The 18,161-nt window shown below is 63.9% G+C and carries 15 protein-coding genes; all 15 read left to right on the top strand.

All coding sequences use genetic code 11. The features are described 5' to 3' along the window. The first annotated feature begins 1 nt into the window (after position 1). The 15 genes from nusG (at position 2) to rplW (ending at position 18,156) form a co-directional block, all read left to right on the top strand. Complete coding sequence (nusG, locus tag Tharo_RS13865; protein ID WP_107221701.1) at positions 2 to 535, top strand: transcription termination/antitermination protein NusG; 534 nt, start codon at positions 2 to 4, stop codon at positions 533 to 535. Positions 536 to 656: 121 nt separating this feature from the next. Continuing rightward, positions 657 to 1,088 (top strand): 50S ribosomal protein L11, encoded by a 432-nt coding sequence (gene rplK, locus Tharo_RS13860; RefSeq protein ID WP_075148054.1) that lies wholly within the window; start codon positions 657 to 659, stop codon positions 1,086 to 1,088. Positions 1,089 to 1,090: 2 nt separating this feature from the next. Further along, a complete protein-coding gene (gene rplA, locus Tharo_RS13855) occupies positions 1,091 to 1,789 on the top strand; it encodes a 50S ribosomal protein L1 (protein WP_107221700.1) in 699 nt (232 codons plus the stop codon). A gap of 254 nt (positions 1,790 to 2,043) precedes the next feature. Further along, a complete protein-coding gene (gene rplJ, locus Tharo_RS13850) occupies positions 2,044 to 2,547 on the top strand; it encodes a 50S ribosomal protein L10 (protein WP_107221699.1) in 504 nt (167 codons plus the stop codon). Between the two features lie 57 nt (positions 2,548 to 2,604). After that, complete coding sequence (rplL, locus tag Tharo_RS13845) at positions 2,605 to 2,979, top strand: 50S ribosomal protein L7/L12 (protein WP_107221698.1); 375 nt, start codon at positions 2,605 to 2,607, stop codon at positions 2,977 to 2,979. 198 nt (positions 2,980 to 3,177) lie between these two features. After that, positions 3,178 to 7,317, top strand: coding sequence for a DNA-directed RNA polymerase subunit beta (rpoB, locus tag Tharo_RS13840; RefSeq protein ID WP_107221697.1), 4,140 nt, complete (start codon positions 3,178 to 3,180; stop codon positions 7,315 to 7,317). 75 nt (positions 7,318 to 7,392) lie between these two features. After that, positions 7,393 to 11,607, top strand: coding sequence for a DNA-directed RNA polymerase subunit beta' (rpoC, locus tag Tharo_RS13835; RefSeq protein ID WP_107221696.1), 4,215 nt, complete (start codon positions 7,393 to 7,395; stop codon positions 11,605 to 11,607). 134 nt (positions 11,608 to 11,741) lie between these two features. Further along, on the top strand, positions 11,742 to 12,119 hold the full coding sequence (gene rpsL, locus Tharo_RS13830) for a 30S ribosomal protein S12 (protein ID WP_075148060.1): 378 nt from the start codon (positions 11,742 to 11,744) through the stop codon (positions 12,117 to 12,119). A 33-nt stretch (positions 12,120 to 12,152) separates the two neighbouring features. Further along, positions 12,153 to 12,620, top strand: a complete 468-nt coding sequence (gene rpsG / locus Tharo_RS13825) for a 30S ribosomal protein S7 (RefSeq protein WP_107221695.1) — start codon at positions 12,153 to 12,155, stop codon at positions 12,618 to 12,620. 112 nt (positions 12,621 to 12,732) lie between these two features. Next, positions 12,733 to 14,832, top strand: a complete 2,100-nt coding sequence (gene fusA / locus Tharo_RS13820) for an elongation factor G (protein ID WP_107221694.1) — start codon at positions 12,733 to 12,735, stop codon at positions 14,830 to 14,832. A 50-nt stretch (positions 14,833 to 14,882) separates the two neighbouring features. After that, entirely contained in the window at positions 14,883 to 16,073 is a 1,191-nt protein-coding gene (gene tuf, locus Tharo_RS13815; RefSeq protein WP_107221693.1) for an elongation factor Tu, read from the top strand. Between the two features lie 87 nt (positions 16,074 to 16,160). After that, positions 16,161 to 16,472 carry a 30S ribosomal protein S10 gene (gene rpsJ, locus Tharo_RS13810; protein WP_004258173.1) on the top strand — a complete coding sequence of 104 codons (312 nt, stop codon included), beginning with the start codon at positions 16,161 to 16,163 and terminating at the stop codon, positions 16,470 to 16,472. Between the two features lie 112 nt (positions 16,473 to 16,584). Next, a complete protein-coding gene (gene rplC, locus Tharo_RS13805; RefSeq protein WP_107221692.1) occupies positions 16,585 to 17,223 on the top strand; it encodes a 50S ribosomal protein L3 in 639 nt (212 codons plus the stop codon). Between the two features lie 10 nt (positions 17,224 to 17,233). Then, on the top strand, positions 17,234 to 17,854 hold the full coding sequence (gene rplD / locus Tharo_RS13800; RefSeq protein WP_107221691.1) for a 50S ribosomal protein L4: 621 nt from the start codon (positions 17,234 to 17,236) through the stop codon (positions 17,852 to 17,854). Then, positions 17,851 to 18,156, top strand: a complete 306-nt coding sequence (gene rplW / locus Tharo_RS13795) for a 50S ribosomal protein L23 (RefSeq protein ID WP_075148065.1) — start codon at positions 17,851 to 17,853, stop codon at positions 18,154 to 18,156. Before rplD ends, rplW begins: the two co-directional genes overlap by 4 nt. The last annotated feature ends 5 nt before the right edge of the window (positions 18,157 to 18,161 follow it).

Genomic DNA, 18,161 nt, shown 5'->3' with positions numbered 1-18,161 from the left:
TATGACCAAGCGTTGGTATGTGGTGCACGCCTATTCGGGCTTCGAGAAGTCCGTGCAGCGCGCGCTGGTGGAAAGAGTCAATCGCGCCGGCATGCAGGACAGCTTCGGCCAGATCCTGGTGCCGGTCGAGGAAGTGGTCGAGATGCGCGGTGGCCAGAAGACGGTCACCGAGCGCAAGTTTTTCCCAGGGTACGTGCTCGTCGAAATGGAAATGAACGACGAGAGCTGGCATCTGGTGAAGTCGACGCCGAAAGTCACCGGCTTCGTCGGCGGGACGGCGAACAGGCCTGCCCCGATCTCCGAGAAGGAGGTCGAGAAGATCATGCAGCAGATGCAGGAGGGGGTGGACAAGCCGCGCCCGAAGGTGTTGTTCGAGATCGGCGAAGTGGTGCGGGTGAAGGAAGGTCCGTTCACCGATTTCCACGGCTCGGTGGAAGACGCCAACTACGAAAAGAACAAGCTGCGCGTGTCGGTGACCATTTTCGGTCGCGCCACGCCGGTGGAACTGGATTTTGCCCAGGTCGAGAAGACCTGAGCAGGACGGCAGGCCTCAGGGCCTGCCGTAGCCCGTTGACCCGGTGATCGGGTGCGGGCGATGCGAGGAGCGTCGGGCGCGATGCCCGGTGCGCTAGCACTCAACACAGGAGCGAGCCGTCATGGCAAAGAAAATCATTGGTTACATCAAGCTGCAGGTGCCGGCCGGCAAGGCCAACCCCAGCCCCCCGATCGGTCCGGCGCTCGGTCAGCGCGGTCTGAACATCATGGAATTCTGCAAGGCCTTCAACGCCAAGACCCAGGGTCTCGAGCCGGGCCTGCCGATTCCGGTGGTGATCACCGCGTTCGCCGACAAGTCCTTCACGTTCATCATGAAGACTCCGCCGGCGACGATCCTGATCAAGAAGGCGGCCGGCCTGCAGAAAGGCTCGGCCAAGCCGCATACCGACAAGGTCGGCAAGATCAGCCGTGCTCAGGTCGAGGAAATCGCCAAGACCAAGATGCCCGATCTCACCGCTGCCGACATGGAAGCCGCCGTGCGCACCATCGCCGGCTCCGCCCGCAGCATGGGCATCACTGTGGAGGGGCTGTAATCATGGCGAAACTGTCCAAGCGAGTTCAGGCGCTGCGCGCCAAGGTCGATCGCAATCAGGCCTACCCGGTCGCTGACGCCCTGCGTCTGGTCAAGGAGTGCGCCACCGCCAAGTTCGACGAGTCGATCGACATCGCCGTCAACCTCGGCGTCGATGCACGCAAATCGGACCAGGTCGTGCGCGGCTCGGTCGTGCTCCCCGCGGGAACCGGCAAGTCGGTGCGCGTGGCGGTGTTCGCCCAGGGTGAGAAGGCTGAAGCTGCGCGCGCGGCGGGCGCCGACGTGGTCGGTTTCGACGACCTCGCCGAGCAGGTCAAGGCCGGCAACCTCGATTTCGACATCTGCATCGCCACCCCCGACGCCATGCGCGTGGTCGGCCAGCTCGGCCAGATCCTCGGTCCGCGCGGCCTGATGCCGAACCCGAAAGTCGGCACGGTGACGATGGACGTGGCGACGGCGGTGAAGAACGCCAAGGCCGGCCAGGTCCAGTACCGCACCGACAAGGGCGGTCTCGTGCATGCCACGATCGGTCGCGCCTCGTTCGACGTCGAAGCGCTGCAACAGAACCTCAGCGCCTTCATCGATGCGCTGGTGAAGGCCAAGCCGGCCGCCTCGAAGGGCTTGTATCTGCGCCGTATCGCCGTCTCCAGCACCATGGGTGCCGGGGTGCGGGTGGAAACGGGCAGCGTCAACGCTGCATGATTGCCGCGCCGCGGGCCTCTGTGCCGGCGGCGCCGAAGTACTTTGGGCCGTGTCCACCCGCAAGAGTGGGCACGGATCGTCAAAGACCGCAGGTGTGAGACCCCGAGGGGAATCGCTTAAGCATTTCGATGGCCTGCGCAGACGGTGTACCCAGAACAGGATCTGGCCCGCTGGGCCGCACTCCTGATCCAGGTCGCCGTGGGTGCGAGCCGCAACATGTGGCTCGTGTGTTGACTTGAAAGGAGGAAAGACCCGTGGGTCTCAATCTCGATGACAAGAAAGCCGTAGTGGCTGAGGTGTCGGCACAGGTGGCCAATGCCCAGACGATCGCGGTGGCCGAGTATCGCGGCATTGCGGTGGGCGATCTCACCGTGCTGCGCGCCAAGGCCCGCGAATCCGGCGTCTATCTGCGCGTGCTGAAGAACACCCTGGTGCGTCGTGCGATCGCCGGTACCCCGTTCGAGGGTCTGGCCGAGCAGCTCACTGGGCCGCTGATCTATAGCGTTTCGCAGGACCCGGTCGCTGCTGCCAAGGTGCTCAACGAATTCGCCAAGACCAACCCCAAGCTGGTCCTGAAGGCGGGTTCCTACGCCGGCAATACGCTCGACCTCGCCGGCGTGCAGGCCCTGGCCTCGATCCCGAGCCGCGAAGAGCTGCTCGCCAAGCTGCTGGGCGTCATGCAGGCGCCGGTTTCCGGCTTTGCCGGTGCGCTCGCCGCCCTCGCCAAGAAGCGCGAGGAAGAAGGCGCGGCCGCCTGAGTGCTGCATCCCGCTACGAAAGTTTTCTGACAAGTATCGATTCTGGAGTGATTTGAAATGGCAATCAGCAAAGAAGACATCCTGGAAGCCGTTGCTGGCATGACCGTGATGGAACTGAACGACCTGGTCAAGGCGTTCGAAGAGAAGTTCGGCGTGTCCGCTGCCTCCCTGGCCGTGGCTGCCCCGGGTGCCGGCGCCGCCGCCCCGGCCGCCGAAGAGAAGACCGAGTTCGACGTCATCCTCACCGGTGCCGGCGAGAAGAAGGTCGAGGTCATCAAGGTCGTCCGCGCCGCTACCGGCCTGGGCCTGAAGGAAGCCAAGGACCTGGTCGACGGCGCGCCGAAGGCCGTCAAGGAAGGCATCGCCAAGGCCGACGCCGAAGCGCTGAAGAAGCAACTGGAAGACGCCGGCGCGAAGGTCGAGATCAAGTAATCCTCGCCTTCCCCGCGGGGCTGGCACTCTCGGGAGTGCCGGCCCTTTCGTGCTTTCTGAACGAGATTGCGGCGACTGCCGCGATGATCGAAGGCAGATCAGAGCGTTTGCGCCGCCCCAGGCGCGCCCGATGACGGCGCCCACGCAGCGAACGTTGTGTCCTGTCTTTCCGATGTTAGCCCTCTAGCCGGAGCATCCATGGCGTATTCCTACACCGAAAAGAAACGTATCCGCAAGAGCTTCGCCAAGCGCGCGGCCGTGCTCGATGCGCCTTTCCTGCTCGCCACCCAGATCGAGTCGTTTGCCGAGTTCCTGCAGGCCGAAACCCTGCCGGAAGTACGGCACAACCAGGGTCTGCAGGCCGCGTTCACTTCGATTTTCCCGATCTCGAGCCATAGCGGCAATGCGCGCCTCGAATTCGTCCAGTACATGCTGGGCGAGCCGGCCTTCGATGTGAAGGAGTGCCAGCAACGCGGGCTGACCTTCGCTTCGCCGCTGCGCGCGCGCGTGCGTCTGGTGATCATGGACCGCGAAGCGCCGAAGGAAACCATCAAGGAAGTCAAGGAGCAGGAAGTGTACATGGGCGAGATCCCGCTCATGACCACCACCGGCTCCTTCGTCATCAACGGCACCGAGCGCGTCATCGTGTCGCAGCTGCACCGTTCGCCGGGGGTGTTCTTCGAGCACGACCGCGGCAAGACGCACTCCTCGGGCAAGCTGCTGTTCTCGGCACGGATCATTCCCTACCGCGGCTCCTGGCTGGATTTCGAGTTCGATCCGAAGGACTACCTGTACTTCCGCGTCGACCGCCGCCGCAAGATGCCGGTGACGATCCTGCTGCGCGCGATCGGTCTGACGCCCGAAGAGATCCTGGCCACGTTCCACGACACCGACACCTTCCATCTGCAGTCCGATGGCGCCCAGTTCGAGCTCGTGCCCGAGCGTCTGCGCGGTGAAGTGGCCCGTTTCGACATCACCACCGCCGATGGCCGGATCATCGTCGCGCGTGAAAAGCGCATCACTTCCAAGCACATCCGCGAGATCGACCAGGCCGGCGTGAAGACCATGGCGGTGCCGGACGATTTCCTCCTTGGTCGCGTGATCGCCAACAACGTCGCCGATCCGGCGACCGGCGAAGTGCTGGCGCGTGCCAACGACGAGATCACCGAGGACCTGCTCGACAAGCTGCGCCTGGCCGGGATCACCGAGCTGAGCACGCTGTACATCAACGATCTCGACCGTGGTGCCTACATCTCGCAGACCCTGCGCATCGACGAGACCGCCGATCAGTGGGCTGCCAAGGTCGCGATCTACCGCATGATGCGTCCGGGCGAGCCGCCCACCGAGGATGCCGTCGAGGGCCTGTTCAACGGTCTGTTCTACGCCGAGGAACGCTACGACCTGTCGTCCGTCGGGCGCATGAAGTTCAACCGCCGCGCCTACCCGGAAAAGATCGACGACAAGGCGCCGGGCTGGCTCAAGCGCTTCTACGAGCGCGTCGGCGCGCAGGGCGAGGACGGCCCGGGCGTGCTGGTGAACGAGGACATCCTGGCGGTGATCGGCGTGCTCGTCGAACTGCGCAACGGCCGCGGCGAGATCGACGACATCGACCACCTCGGCAACCGCCGCGTGCGTTCGGTCGGCGAACTGGCCGAGAACCAGTTCCGCGCCGGCCTGGTGCGGGTCGAGCGCGCGGTCAAGGAGCGGTTGAGCCAGGCTGAATCCGACAACCTGATGCCGCACGACCTGATCAACGCCAAGCCGATCTCGGCGGCGATCAAGGAGTTCTTCGGCTCCAGCCAGCTGTCGCAGTTCATGGACCAGACCAACCCGCTGTCCGAGATCACCCACAAGCGCCGCGTCTCGGCGCTCGGTCCGGGCGGTCTGACGCGCGAGCGCGCCGGTTTCGAGGTGCGCGACGTGCACCCGACGCACTACGGCCGGGTGTGTCCGATCGAGACCCCGGAAGGTCCGAACATCGGCCTGATCAACTCGCTCGCCGTTTATGCGCGCACCAACCGCCACGGCTTTCTCGAGACCCCGTACCGCAAGGTCAATGACGGCAAGGTCACCGACCAGATCGACTTCCTCTCCGCGATCGAGGAAGGCCAGTACGTGATCGCCCAGGCGAACGCCGAAATCGATGCCGAAGGCATGCTTGCGGGTGACCTCGTGTCCTGCCGCCACAAGGGCGAATTCCTGCTCGCCACCTCGGACCAGGTCCAGTACATGGACGTGGCGCCGGGCCAGATCGTGTCGGTGGCGGCGTCGCTGATTCCGTTCCTCGAGCACGACGACGCCAACCGCGCGCTGATGGGCGCCAACATGCAGCGTCAGGCCGTGCCCTGCCTGCGCCCGGAAAAGCCGCTCGTCGGCACCGGCATCGAGCGCCGCGTCGCGGTCGACTCGGGCACCGCGGTGCAGGCCACCCGCGGCGGCATCGTGGACTATGTGGATGCGAACCGGATCGTGATCCGGGTGAACGACGACGAGACCCTGGCGGGTGAAGTCGGCGTCGACATCTACAACATGATCAAGTACACCCGTTCCAACCAGAACACCAACATCAACCAGCGTCCGGTGGTGAAGGTGGGCGATCGTATCGCCCGCGGCGACGTGGTCGCCGACGGTGCATCGACCGACCTCGGCGAACTGGCGCTGGGCCAGAACATGCTGGTCGGCTTCATGCCGTGGAACGGCTACAACTTCGAAGACTCGATCCTGATCTCCGAGCGCGTCGTCGCCGACGACCGCTTCACCTCGATCCACGTCGAAGAACTCACCGTCGTCGCCCGCGACACCAAGCTCGGACCCGAGGAGATCACCCGCGATATCGCCTCCCTGGGCGAAGCGCAGCTGTCGCGCCTGGACGAATCGGGCATCGTCTATATCGGTGCCGAAGTCGAGGCCGGCGACGTGCTGGTGGGCAAGGTCACGCCGAAGGGCGAAACCCAGCTCACGCCGGAAGAAAAGCTGCTGCGCGCGATCTTCGGCGAGAAGGCCTCCGACGTGAAGGACACTTCGCTGCGCGTGCCCTCGGGCATGGTCGGCACCGTCATCGACGTGCAGGTGTTCACCCGCGAAGGCATCGAGCGCGACAAGCGCGCGCAGTCGATCATCGACGACCAGCTGCGCAGCTTCAAGACCGACCTCGCCGACCAGATGCGGATCGTCGAGCGCGACGCCTTCGCCCGGATCCGGCGCATGATCGTCGGCCAGAAGGCCAACGGCGGGCCGAAGAAGCTGGCCAAGGGCAGCGAGATCGCGGACGCCTATCTGGACGGTCTCGAGCTCTATCACTGGTTCGACATCCGCCTCGCCGACGAGACCCTGGCGGTGCAGCTCGAAGCCGTGCGCGAAGGCCTGGAAAACACCCGCAAGGACTTCGAGCAGGCGTTCGAGATCAAGAAGAAGAAGCTCACCCAGGGCGATGAGCTGCCCCCGGGCGTGCAGAAGATGGTCAAGGTCTATCTGGCGGTGAAGCGCCGCCTGCAGCCGGGCGACAAGATGGCCGGCCGTCACGGCAACAAGGGCGTGGTGTCGAAGATCGTTCCGGTCGAGGACATGCCGTACATGGAAGACGGCACGCCGCTCGACATCGTGCTGAACCCGCTCGGCGTGCCGTCGCGGATGAACATCGGCCAGATCCTCGAGACCCACCTCGGCTGGGCGGCGAAGGGCCTGGGGCAGAAGATCGACCGCATGCTGCAGGCCAAGGCTTCGGCCGACGAGCTGCGTGGCTTCCTCGACCAGATCTACAACAGCAGCGGAAAGGCCGAGGATCTCGCCGGCTTCTCCGACGGGGACGTGGCGGATCTGGCCTTCAACCTCAAGAAAGGCGTGCCGTTCGCGACTCCGGTGTTCGACGGTGCGAAGGAAGAGGAAATCCGCCAGATGCTCGAACTCGCCGGCCTGCCGGTGGGCGGCCAGGTCACGCTGTACGACGGCCGCACCGGCGAAGCGTTCGAGCGCCAGGTCACGGTCGGCTACAAGCACGTGCTCAAGCTGCACCACCTGGTCGACGACAAGATGCATGCCCGCTCCACCGGCCCGTACTCGCTCGTGACCCAGCAGCCGCTGGGCGGCAAGGCGCAGTTCGGCGGCCAGCGTTTCGGCGAAATGGAAGTGTGGGCGCTGGAAGCGTATGGTGCGGCGTACACGCTGCAGGAGATGCTTACGGTCAAGTCGGACGACGTGACCGGCCGGACCAAGGTGTACGAAAACATCGTCAAGGGCGAGCACAAGATCGATTCCGGGATGCCGGAGTCCTTCAACGTGCTGGTGAAGGAAATCCGTTCGCTCGCGATCGACATCGATCTCGACCGCAACCGCAACTGAGCCGGACCTGCCAACCCGCCTGAGATTGAACCCCGGGGGCAGGGCACCCGTGCCCTGCCCCGGATGGAGTGAACCATGAAGAGCCTGCTTGCTGACCTGTTCAAGCAAACCCTCCCCAGTGAGGAAGAATTCGACGCGATCACCATCGGTCTCGCGTCGCCGGACAAGATCCGCTCGTGGTCCTACGGCGAAGTCAAGAAGCCGGAAACCATCAACTACCGTACGTTCAAGCCCGAACGCGACGGCCTGTTCTGCGCCAAGATCTTCGGTCCGGTGAAGGACTACGAGTGCCTGTGCGGCAAGTACAAGCGCCTCAAGCACCGCGGCGTGATCTGCGAGAAGTGCGGCGTCGAAGTGACCCTGTCGAAGGTGCGCCGCGAGCGCATGGGCCACATCGAGCTGGCCAGCCCGGTCGCCCACATCTGGTTCCTGAAGAGCCTGCCGAGCCGCCTCGGCATGGTGCTCGACATGACCCTGCGCGACATCGAACGCGTGCTCTACTTCGAAGCCTTCGTCGTCGTCGAGCCCGGCATGACTCCGCTCAACCGCGGCCAGCTGTTGACCGAAGACGATTACCTCGCCAAGGTCGAGGAATACGGTGACGAATTCGACGCGGTGATGGGCGCAGAAGGCATCGGCTCGCTGTTGCGCACGCTCGACGTCAATCTCGAGGTCGAGAAGCTGCGCGGTGACCTCGAGACCACCAACTCCGAAGCCAAGATCAAAAAGTACTCGAAGCGCCTGAAGGTGCTCGAGGCCTTCCAGCAGTCCGGCATCAAGCCCGAATGGATGGTGCTCCAGGTGCTGCCGGTGCTGCCGCCCGATCTGCGCCCGCTGGTGCCGCTCGACGGCGGCCGCTTCGCGACCTCGGATCTGAACGACCTCTACCGTCGCGTCATCAACCGCAACAACCGCCTCAAGCGCCTGCTCGAACTCAAGGCGCCTGACATCATCGTGCGCAACGAAAAGCGCATGCTGCAGGAAGCGGTCGACTCGCTGCTCGACAACGGCCGCCGCGGCAAGGCGATGACCGGCGCCAACAAGCGCCCGCTGAAGTCGCTCGCGGACATGATCAAGGGCAAGGGCGGCCGCTTCCGCCAGAACCTGCTCGGCAAGCGCGTCGATTACTCGGGCCGTTCGGTGATCGTCGTCGGCCCGACGCTGAAGCTGCACCAGTGCGGCCTGCCCAAGCTGATGGCGCTCGAACTGTTCAAGCCCTTCATCTTCAACAAGCTCGAGCTGATGGGCCTGGCGACGACCATCAAGCAGGCGAAGAAGATGGTCGAGACCCAGGAACCGGTGGTGTGGGACATCCTCGAGGAAGTCATCCGCGAACATCCGGTGATGCTCAACCGCGCGCCCACGCTGCACCGCCTCGGCATCCAGGCGTTCGAGCCGGTGCTGATCGAAGGCAAGGCGATCCAGCTCCACCCGCTGGTCTGCGTGGCGTTCAACGCCGACTTCGACGGCGACCAGATGGCCGTCCACGTGCCGCTCTCGCTCGAGGCGCAGATGGAAGCCCGCACCCTGATGCTGGCCTCCAACAACGTGCTCTCGCCGGCCAACGGCGAACCGATCATCGTCCCCTCCCAGGACATCGTGCTCGGCCTGTACTACGCCACCCGCGAGGGCGTGAACGTGCCGGGCGAAGGGATGATCTTCACCGACGTCTCGGAAGTGAAGCGCGCCTACGAGTCGGGCCAGATCGCCCTGCATGCGCGCATCACGGTGCGCCTGAAAGAAGCCGACCTCGGCCCCGACGGTGAGCGCATCGAGCGTATCGTGCGCCACAACACGACCGCCGGACGCGCCATCCTGTCCGAGATCCTGCCGGCCGGGCTGCCGTTCAGCGTCATCGACAAGCCGCTGAAGAAGAAGGAAATCTCAAAGCTGATCAACGTCTCGTTCCGGCGTTGCGGGCTGCGTGCGTCGGTGATCTTCGCCGACAAGCTGATGCAGTACGGCTACGGCCTGGCGACGCGCGCCGGTCTGTCGATCGCGGTCAAGGACATGCTCGTGCCCAAGGCCAAGGAAGAGCTGATCCGCGCCGCCGAGAGCGAGGTCAAGGAGATCGCCCAGCAGTACACCTCCGGCCTGGTGACCGACGGCGAGCGCTACAACAAGGTGGTCGATATCTGGGGCCGCTGCGGCGACCAGGTGGCCAAGGCGATGATGGACCAGCTCGGCTCGGAAGAGGTCGTCGACCGCGAAGGCAAGACCGTGCGCCAGGAGTCGTTCAACGCCATCTACATGATGGCCGACTCGGGCGCGCGCGGTTCGGCGGCCCAGATCCGCCAGCTCGCCGGCATGCGCGGCCTGATGGCGAAGCCGGACGGCTCGATCATCGAGACCCCGATCACGACCAACTTCCGCGAAGGCCTCAACGTTCTGCAGTACTTCATCTCGACCCACGGCGCACGCAAGGGCCTCGCCGACACCGCGCTGAAGACCGCGAACTCGGGCTACCTGACCCGCCGCCTGGTTGACGTCACCCAGGATCTGGTGGTGATCGAGGACGATTGCGGCACGCGCGACGGCTTCGCGATGAAGGCGCTGATCGAAGGCGGCGAAGTGGTCGAGCCGCTGCGCGAGCGCATCCTCGGCCGCGTCTGCGCCGATGACGTGGTCGATCCCGAGTCCCAGGAAACGGTGATCGAGGCCGGCAGCCTGCTCGACGAAGACGCGGTCGAACTGATCGAGAACCTCGGCGTGGACGAGGTCAAGGTGCGCACTCCGCTGACCTGCGAAACCCGCTACGGCTTGTGCGCAAAGTGCTACGGACGCGACCTGGGGCGCGGCTCGATGGTCAACGTCGGCGAAGCGGTGGGCGTCATCGCTGCGCAGTCGATCGGCGAGCCGGGCACCCAGCTGACGATGCGGACCTTCCACGTCGGCGGCGCGGCGTCGCGAGCAGCGGCGGCGAGCGGTGTCGAGGCGAAGTCCGGCGGCACCATCCGCTTTGCCGGCAACATGCGCTACGTGGCCAACGCCAAGGGCGAAAAGGTCGTCATCGCACGCTCGGCCGAGCTTGTGGTGGCCGATGATCTGGGACGCGAGCGCGAGCGCCACAAGCTGCCTTACGGCGCGACCCTGCTCGTCGATGACGGCGCTGCAGTGAAGGCGGGCACCCAGCTGGCGTCGTGGGATCCGCACACGCGCCCGATCGTGACCGAATACGCCGGTACGGTGAAGTTCGAGAACGTCGAGGAGGGGGTCACCGTCGCCAAGCAGATCGACGAAGTGACCGGCCTGTCCACCCTGGTCGTGATCGACGCCAAGCGGCGCTCGACCACCGGTAGCACCAAAGGCGTGCGCCCGCAGGTGAAGCTGCTCGACGAGCGTGGCGAGGAGGTCAAGATCGCCGGTACCGAACACTCGGTGGCGCTGACCTTCCAGGTCGGTTCGCTGATCACGGTGAAGGACGGCCAGCAGATCAACGTCGGCGACATCCTCGCCCGCATCCCGCAGGAGTCGGCCAAGACGCGCGACATCACCGGCGGCCTGCCGCGCGTCGCGGAACTGTTCGAGGCGCGCGCGCCGAAGGACGCCGGGATGCTCGCCGAATACACCGGCACGGTGTCGTTCGGCAAGGAGACCAAGGGCAAGCAGCGCCTGGTGATCACCGAGCCGGACGGCACTTCGCACGAGTTCCTGATCCCGAAGGACAAGCACCTGATGGTTCACGACGGCCAGGTGGTGAACAAGGGCGAACTCATCGTCGACGGCCCCGCCGATCCGCACGACATCCTGCGCCTGCAGGGGATCAGCGAGCTGGCGCGCTACATCATCGACGAGGTGCAGGACGTCTATCGCCTGCAGGGCGTCAAGATCAACGACAAGCACATCGAGGTGATTGTCCGCCAGATGCTGCGCCGCGTGGTCATCACCGATGCCTGCGATACCCGCTTCATCCGCGAAGAGCAGGTGGAACGCTCCGAAGTGCTGGACGAGAACGATCGCATCGAGGCCGAGGGCAAGCTGTCCGCCCAGTACGAAAACGTGCTGCTGGGCATCACCAAGGCTTCGCTGTCGACCGACTCCTTCATCTCGGCGGCATCGTTCCAGGAAACCACCCGGGTGCTGACCGAGGCGGCGATCATGGGCAAGCGCGACGAACTGCGCGGCCTCAAGGAAAACGTCATCGTCGGCCGCCTGATTCCGGCCGGTACCGGTCTGGCCTACCACCGCAGCCGCAAGGCGCAGGAGGAAGGAGTGGACCTCGGTCCCGAGCATGCCTGGGCGCCGGCCGAAAACGTTGTCGAAACGCAGCAGGACATCGAGGCCAGTTGACTTTTTGAACAGCCTCGGACTAAACTCCGGCCTCTTTTTTGTGGACTGACCAATCGTAGTCGGTCGCAGCCGGAATAATCCGTCCGAGGCGGCCTGTGGTGGGCTGCCTCGGTCTTATGGGAAATTCTTAAGCTATGCCAACAATCAATCAGCTTGTCCGCAAGCCGCGCCAGATGGAAGTTGCGAAGAGCAAGGTCCCGGCGCTGGATGCTTGCCCGCAGAAGCGTGGTGTGTGTACCCGTGTCTATACCACGACGCCGAAGAAGCCGAACTCGGCTCTGCGTAAGGTCGCCAAGGTTCGCCTGACGAACGGCTTCGAAGTCATCTCGTACATCGGCGGCGAAGGTCACAACCTGCAGGAGCACTCGGTGGTGCTGATCCGTGGCGGTCGTGTGAAGGACTTGCCGGGTGTGCGCTACCACATCGTCCGTGGTTCGCTCGACCTTCAGGGCGTCAAGGATCGTAAGCAGTCGCGTTCGAAGTACGGCGCCAAGCGCCCGAAGAAAGCCTGATTGTTGGTCGAAGAAATTTAGCGAGAGGTTGCCATGCCGCGTCGTCGTGAAGTACCCAAGCGCGAGGTCCTGCCGGATCCGAAGTTCGGAAACCAGGATGTCTCGAAGTTCATCAACGTGATCATGCAGTCGGGCAAGAAGTCCGTTGCGGAGCGCATCGTCTATGGCGCGTTCCAGCACATCACCACCAAGGCGAAGGATCCGCTCGAAGTATTCGCCGCTGCGGTCGGTAACGTGAAGCCCGTGGTTGAAGTGAAGAGTCGCCGCGTCGGCGGTGCCAACTACCAGGTTCCGGTCGAAGTGCGTCCGTCCCGCCGCATGGCGCTGTCGATGCGCTGGCTGCGCGAAGCAGCGCGCAAGCGTGCCGAGAAGTCGATGGCCCAGCGCCTCGCCGGCGAGCTGATGGAAGCCGCGGAAGGGCGCGGGGCGGCGATGAAGAAGCGTGAAGAAGTTCACCGCATGGCCGAAGCGAACAAGGCGTTCTCTCACTACCGCTTCTGATTTTCTTCGGTAGCGGTGATTCGGGCCCTGTAGAGGGCTCGAATGTTTTCTAACGCATGAAATGGTTCATCGCGTCACAAACGCGCATAACAGAACAGAAGGCAGGTAAAACGTGGCTCGCAAGACTCCTATCGAGCGTTACCGCAATATCGGTATTTCCGCTCACATCGACGCCGGCAAGACGACTACGACCGAGCGCATCCTCTTCTATACCGGCGTGAGTCATAAGCTCGGTGAGGTGCATGACGGTGCTGCGACCACCGACTGGATGGTGCAGGAGCAGGAGCGCGGCATCACCATCACGTCGGCGGCCGTGACCTGCTTCTGGAAGGGGATGGATAACTCCTTCCCCGAACATCGCTTCAACATCATCGACACGCCGGGACACGTCGACTTCACCATCGAAGTCGAGCGCTCGATGCGCGTGCTCGACGGTGCGTGCATGGTGTACTGCGCGGTCGGTGGCGTTCAGCCCCAGTCCGAGACGGTGTGGCGCCAGGCGACCAAGTACAAGGTGCCGCGTCTTGCCTTCGTGAACAAGATGGACCGCTCCGGTGCCAACTTCTTCAAGGTCGTCGATCAGATGAAGACGCGCCTGAAGGCGAATCCGGTTCCGGTCGTCGTGCCGATCGGCGCGGAAGACTCGTTTACCGGCGTCATCGACCTGCTCAAGATGAAGGCGGTGATCTGGGACGAAGCTTCCCAGGGCATGAAGTTCGAATACCGCGAGATTCCGGCCGAGCTCGTCGGCGTGGCCGAAGAGTGGCGTGCGAATATGGTCGAGGCGGCTGCCGAAGCCAACGAAGACCTGATGAACAAGTACCTCGAGGAAGGCGAGCTGTCCGAGGAAGAAGTCATCGCCGGTCTGCGTGCCCGCACCCTGGCGTGCGAGATCCAGCCGATGCTGTGCGGCACCGCGTTCAAGAACAAGGGCGTGCAGCGCATGCTCGATGCGGTCATTCAGTATCTGCCTTCGCCGATCGATATTCCCCCGGTCGCCGGCGTCGATGACGATGAGAAGGAAGTGGTGCGCTACGCCAAGGACGACGAGAAGTTCTCGGCGCTGGCGTTCAAGCTCATGACCGACCCCTTCGTCGGCCAGCTGACCTTCATCCGCGTGTATTCGGGCGTGCTCGAATCCGGCTCGACCGTGCTGAACTCGGTCAAGGGCAAGAAGGAGCGCATCGGCCGCATCCTGCAGATGCACGCCAACGATCGCGAAGAGATCAAGGAAGTGCTGGCGGGCGATATCGCTGCCGTCGTCGGCCTGAAGGACGTCACCACCGGTGAGACCCTGTGCGACGTGTCGGCGCCGGTGATCCTCGAGCGCATGGTGTTCCCGGATCCGGTGATCCACGTCGCCGTCGAGCCGAAGACCAAGAGCGACCAGGAAAAGATGGGTCTGGCGCTCGGTCGCCTGGCGGCGGAAGATCCGTCGTTCCGCGTGCGCACCGACGAAGAGTCGGGCCAGACCATCATTTCGGGGATGGGTGAGCTGCACCTCGAAATCATCGTCGACCGCATGAAGCGCGAGTTCAACGTCGAAGCCAACGTCGGCGCGCCGCAGGTGGCCTACCGCGAAACGATCCGCAAGGCCGCCAACGACGTCGAAGGCAAGTTCGTCAAGCAGTCGGGCGGTCGCGGCCAGTACGGCCACGTCGTCATCAACCTCGAGCCGGCCGAGCAGGGCAAGGGCTACGAGTTCGTTGATGCGGTCAAGGGTGGCGTGGTTCCGCGCGAATACATCCCGGCGGTCGACAAGGGCATCCAGGATACGCTCAACAACGGCGTGCTCGCCGGCTTCCCGGTGGTCGACGTCAAGGTCACGCTCCATTTCGGTTCCTACCACGACGTCGACTCGAACGAAAATGCGTTCAAGATGGCCGGCTCGATGGCGTTCAAGGAAGCGATGCGCCGTGCCAGCCCGGTGCTGCTCGAGCCGATGATGGCGGTGGTGGTCGAGACCCCGGAAGACTACATGGGCAACGTCATGGGCGACCTTTCCGGGCGCCGTGGCATCGTCCAGGGGATGGACGACATCCCCGGCGGCATGAAGGAAATCAAGGCCGAGGTACCGCTGGCCGAAATGTTCGGTTACGCCACCCAGCTGCGCTCGCTGACCCAGGGGCGGGCGACCTACTCGATGGAATTCAAGCACTATGCCGAAGCGCCGAAGAGCGTCGCCGAGGCGGTGATCAGCAGCCGCAAGTAATTCCAGTCATTCACATTATTCAGCAACCCACACAATAAGGACCCACGAACATGGCTAAGGGTAAGTTCGAACGGACGAAGCCGCACGTGAACGTCGGCACGATCGGCCACGTTGACCACGGCAAGACCACGCTGACCGCGGCGATCACGACGATCCTGTCGAAGAAGTTCGGCGGCGAAGCGAAGGCCTACGACCAGATCGACGCGGCGCCGGAAGAAAAGGCGCGTGGCATCACGATCAACACCGCGCACGTCGAGTACGAGACCGAGACTCGTCACTACGCGCACGTCGACTGCCCGGGTCACGCCGACTACGTCAAGAACATGATCACCGGTGCGGCGCAGATGGATGGTGCGATCCTGGTGTGCTCGGCCGCGGACGGCCCGATGCCGCAGACGCGCGAGCACATCCTGCTCGCCCGCCAGGTGGGTGTGCCCTACATCATCGTCTTCCTGAACAAGTGCGACATGGTTGACGACGAAGAGCTGCTCGAGCTCGTCGAGATGGAAGTGCGCGAGCTGCTGTCGAAGTACGACTTCCCGGGCGACGACATTCCGATCGTCAAGGGCTCGGCGCTGAAGGCGCTCGAAGGCGACCAATCGCCGATCGGCGAGCCGGCGATCCTGGAACTGGCGGCGGCGCTGGATTCCTACATCCCGACCCCGGAGCGCGCGATCGACAAGCCCTTCCTGCTGCCGATCGAAGACGTGTTCTCGATCTCGGGTCGCGGCACCGTGGTGACCGGTCGCGTCGAGCGCGGCGTGGTCAAGGTCGGCGAGGAAATCGAGATCGTCGGCATCAAGCCCACGGTCAAGACCACCTGCACCGGCGTCGAAATGTTCCGCAAGCTGCTCGACCAGGGCCAGGCGGGCGACAACGTCGGCGTGCTGCTGCGCGGCACCAAGCGTGAAGACGTCGAGCGCGGCCAGGTGCTGTGCAAGCCGGGTTCGATCACCCCGCACACCCACTTCACCGGCGAGATCTACGTCCTGTCGAAGGAAGAAGGCGGTCGTCACACCCCGTTCTTCAACAACTACCGTCCGCAGTTCTACTTCCGTACCACGGACGTGACCGGTTCGATCTCGCTACCCGAAGGCACCGAGATGGTGATGCCGGGCGACAACGTGTCGATCACCGTCAAGCTGATCTGCCCGATCGCCATGGAAGAGGGTCTGCGCTTCGCGATCCGCGAGGGCGGTCGCACCGTCGGCGCCGGCGTCGTCGCCAAGATCATCGAGTAATCCGCTCGCTGTACGGGCGTCGCCGGTGGCGCCGCCCGACTGCTCTTTTCGCTCTTTTTGCCCGATCCGCTCTTTAGGAACAAGTTCATGCAAAACCAGAAAATCCGCATCCGTCTGAAGGCGTTCGATTACCGCCTGATCGATCAGTCGGCACTCGAAATCGTCGAGACCGCGAAACGTACCGGCGCCGTGGTGCGCGGCCCCGTGCCGCTGCCGACGCGTATCGAGCGCTTCGATCTGCTGCGTTCGCCGCACGTCAACAAGTCGTCGCGCGACCAGATGGAAATCCGCACCCATCAGCGCCTGATGGACATCATCGACCCGACCGACAAGACCGTCGATGCGCTGATGAAGCTGGACCTGCCGGCGGGTGTGGATGTCGAGATCAAGCTCCAGTAAGCATTCGCTGCTTGCGGAAGTTTGCAACGGGCCGGTATAATCCGGCCTTTGTGCCTTTTGGCGCATTAATTGTGACCCCCGGTCAATCGCAACCGGGATTCAGGAGAAAAAAATGAGTCTAGGCCTTGTTGGACGCAAGGTCGGCATGACTCGCATCTTCGCCGAGGATGGCAGGACCATCCCGGTGACGGTGCTTGACGTGTCGGACAATCGTGTGTCCCAGATCAAGACGAGCGACACCGACGGTTATTCCGCGGTGCAGATCGCTTACGGCAAGCGTCGTGCCAGCCGCATCACCAAGCCGGTCGCGGGCCATCTCGCGAAGGCGGGGGTTGAGCCCTGCCGCGGCATCAAGGAATTCCGCGTCGAAGCCGAGCAGCTCGCCGGCTTCACGGCCGGCGATCTCGTCGGTGCGGATCTCTTCCAGGTCGGCCAGAAAGTCGATGTGTCCGGTGTGACCATCGGTAAAGGCTTTTCGGGCCCGATCAAGCGCCACAACTTCTCGTCGAACCGCGCCTCCCACGGTAACTCGATTTCGCACAACTCGCCGGGCTCGATCGGTATGGCCCAGGATCCGGGTCGTGTGTTCCCGGGTAAGCGCATGGCCGGCCAGTACGGCAACGTGCAGCGGACCACTCAGGGGCTCGAGATCGTTCGCGTCGATGTGGAGCGCCAGCTCCTTCTCGTGAAGGGTGCGGTGCCCGGTGCCAAGGGTGGCGACGTCGTCGTCCGTCCGGCGGTCAAGGCCTGAGGAGCGCGCAATGGAATTGAAACTCTTGAATGACCAGGGTCAGGCGGCATCGACGCTCCAGGCGTCCGATGTGCTGTTCGGCCGTGATTACAACGAAGCGCTGGTGCACCAGGTCGTGACCGCCTACATGGCGAATGCGCGCTCGGGCAACCGCAAGCAGAAAGGCCGTGCGGAGATCGCGAAGTCGACCCGCAAGCCGTTCCGCCAGAAAGGCACGGGCAATGCCCGCGCCGGTATGGCGTCGAGTCCGCTGTGGCGCGGGGGCGGCAAGATCTTCCCGAGCAGCCCGGACGAAAACTTCAGCCAGAAGGTCAACCGCAAGATGTACCGCGCCGGCGTCGCTGCGATTCTGTCGCAGCTCGCTCGCGAAGATCGTCTCGCGGTGGTCGATAGCTTCAGCGTGGAAGCGCCGAAGACCCGTCTGCTGTCGCAGAAGCTCAAGGGTATGGGCCTGGACTCGGTCCTGGTGATTACCGACGAAATCGACGAGAACCTGTTCCTGTCTTCGCGCAATCTGCATCAGGTCCTGGTGCTCGAGGTGCATGAGGCGGATCCGGTGTCGCTCGTGCGCTTCCCGAAGGTGCTGGTCACCAAGGGTGCGCTGGCGAAGATGGAGGAAGCGTGGCAATGAGCGCGATCAGTCAGGAACGTCTGCTGCAGGTGCTGCTCGCCCCGCAGATCTCCGAGAAGGCGACTTACATCGCCGACAAGAACGAGCAGGTGGTGTTCAAGGTCGCTTCCGATGCGACCAAGCCCGAAGTGAAGGCGGCGGTCGAGTCGCTATTCAAGGTCGAGGTCGAGTCGGTGCAGATCGCGAACGTCAAGGGCAAGGTCAAGCGCTTCGGCAAGACGATGGGCCGGCGCAAGGACTGGAAGAAGGCCTTCGTCTGCCTCAAGCCCGGCCAGGAAATCAACTTTGCGGCTGGGGAGTGATAAGT

The sequence above is a fragment of the Thauera aromatica K172 genome (assembly GCF_003030465.1).
Classification (GTDB): domain Bacteria; phylum Pseudomonadota; class Gammaproteobacteria; order Burkholderiales; family Rhodocyclaceae; genus Thauera; species Thauera aromatica.
This window is presented reverse-complemented; position numbering and strand designations above follow the sequence as displayed.

Coding starts and splice junctions, on each gene's coding strand:
- nusG (WP_107221701.1), top strand. CDS start 2: ATGACCAAGCGTTGGTATGTGGTGCACGCCTATTCGGGCTTCGAGAAG.
- rplK (WP_075148054.1), top strand. CDS start 657: ATGGCAAAGAAAATCATTGGTTACATCAAGCTGCAGGTGCCGGCCGGC.
- rplA (WP_107221700.1), top strand. CDS start 1,091: ATGGCGAAACTGTCCAAGCGAGTTCAGGCGCTGCGCGCCAAGGTCGAT.
- rplL (WP_107221698.1), top strand. CDS start 2,605: ATGGCAATCAGCAAAGAAGACATCCTGGAAGCCGTTGCTGGCATGACC.
- rpoB (WP_107221697.1), top strand. CDS start 3,178: ATGGCGTATTCCTACACCGAAAAGAAACGTATCCGCAAGAGCTTCGCC.
- rpoC (WP_107221696.1), top strand. CDS start 7,393: ATGAAGAGCCTGCTTGCTGACCTGTTCAAGCAAACCCTCCCCAGTGAG.
- rpsL (WP_075148060.1), top strand. CDS start 11,742: ATGCCAACAATCAATCAGCTTGTCCGCAAGCCGCGCCAGATGGAAGTT.
- rpsG (WP_107221695.1), top strand. CDS start 12,153: ATGCCGCGTCGTCGTGAAGTACCCAAGCGCGAGGTCCTGCCGGATCCG.
- tuf (WP_107221693.1), top strand. CDS start 14,883: ATGGCTAAGGGTAAGTTCGAACGGACGAAGCCGCACGTGAACGTCGGC.
- rpsJ (WP_004258173.1), top strand. CDS start 16,161: ATGCAAAACCAGAAAATCCGCATCCGTCTGAAGGCGTTCGATTACCGC.
- rplC (WP_107221692.1), top strand. CDS start 16,585: ATGAGTCTAGGCCTTGTTGGACGCAAGGTCGGCATGACTCGCATCTTC.
- rplD (WP_107221691.1), top strand. CDS start 17,234: ATGGAATTGAAACTCTTGAATGACCAGGGTCAGGCGGCATCGACGCTC.
- rplW (WP_075148065.1), top strand. CDS start 17,851: ATGAGCGCGATCAGTCAGGAACGTCTGCTGCAGGTGCTGCTCGCCCCG.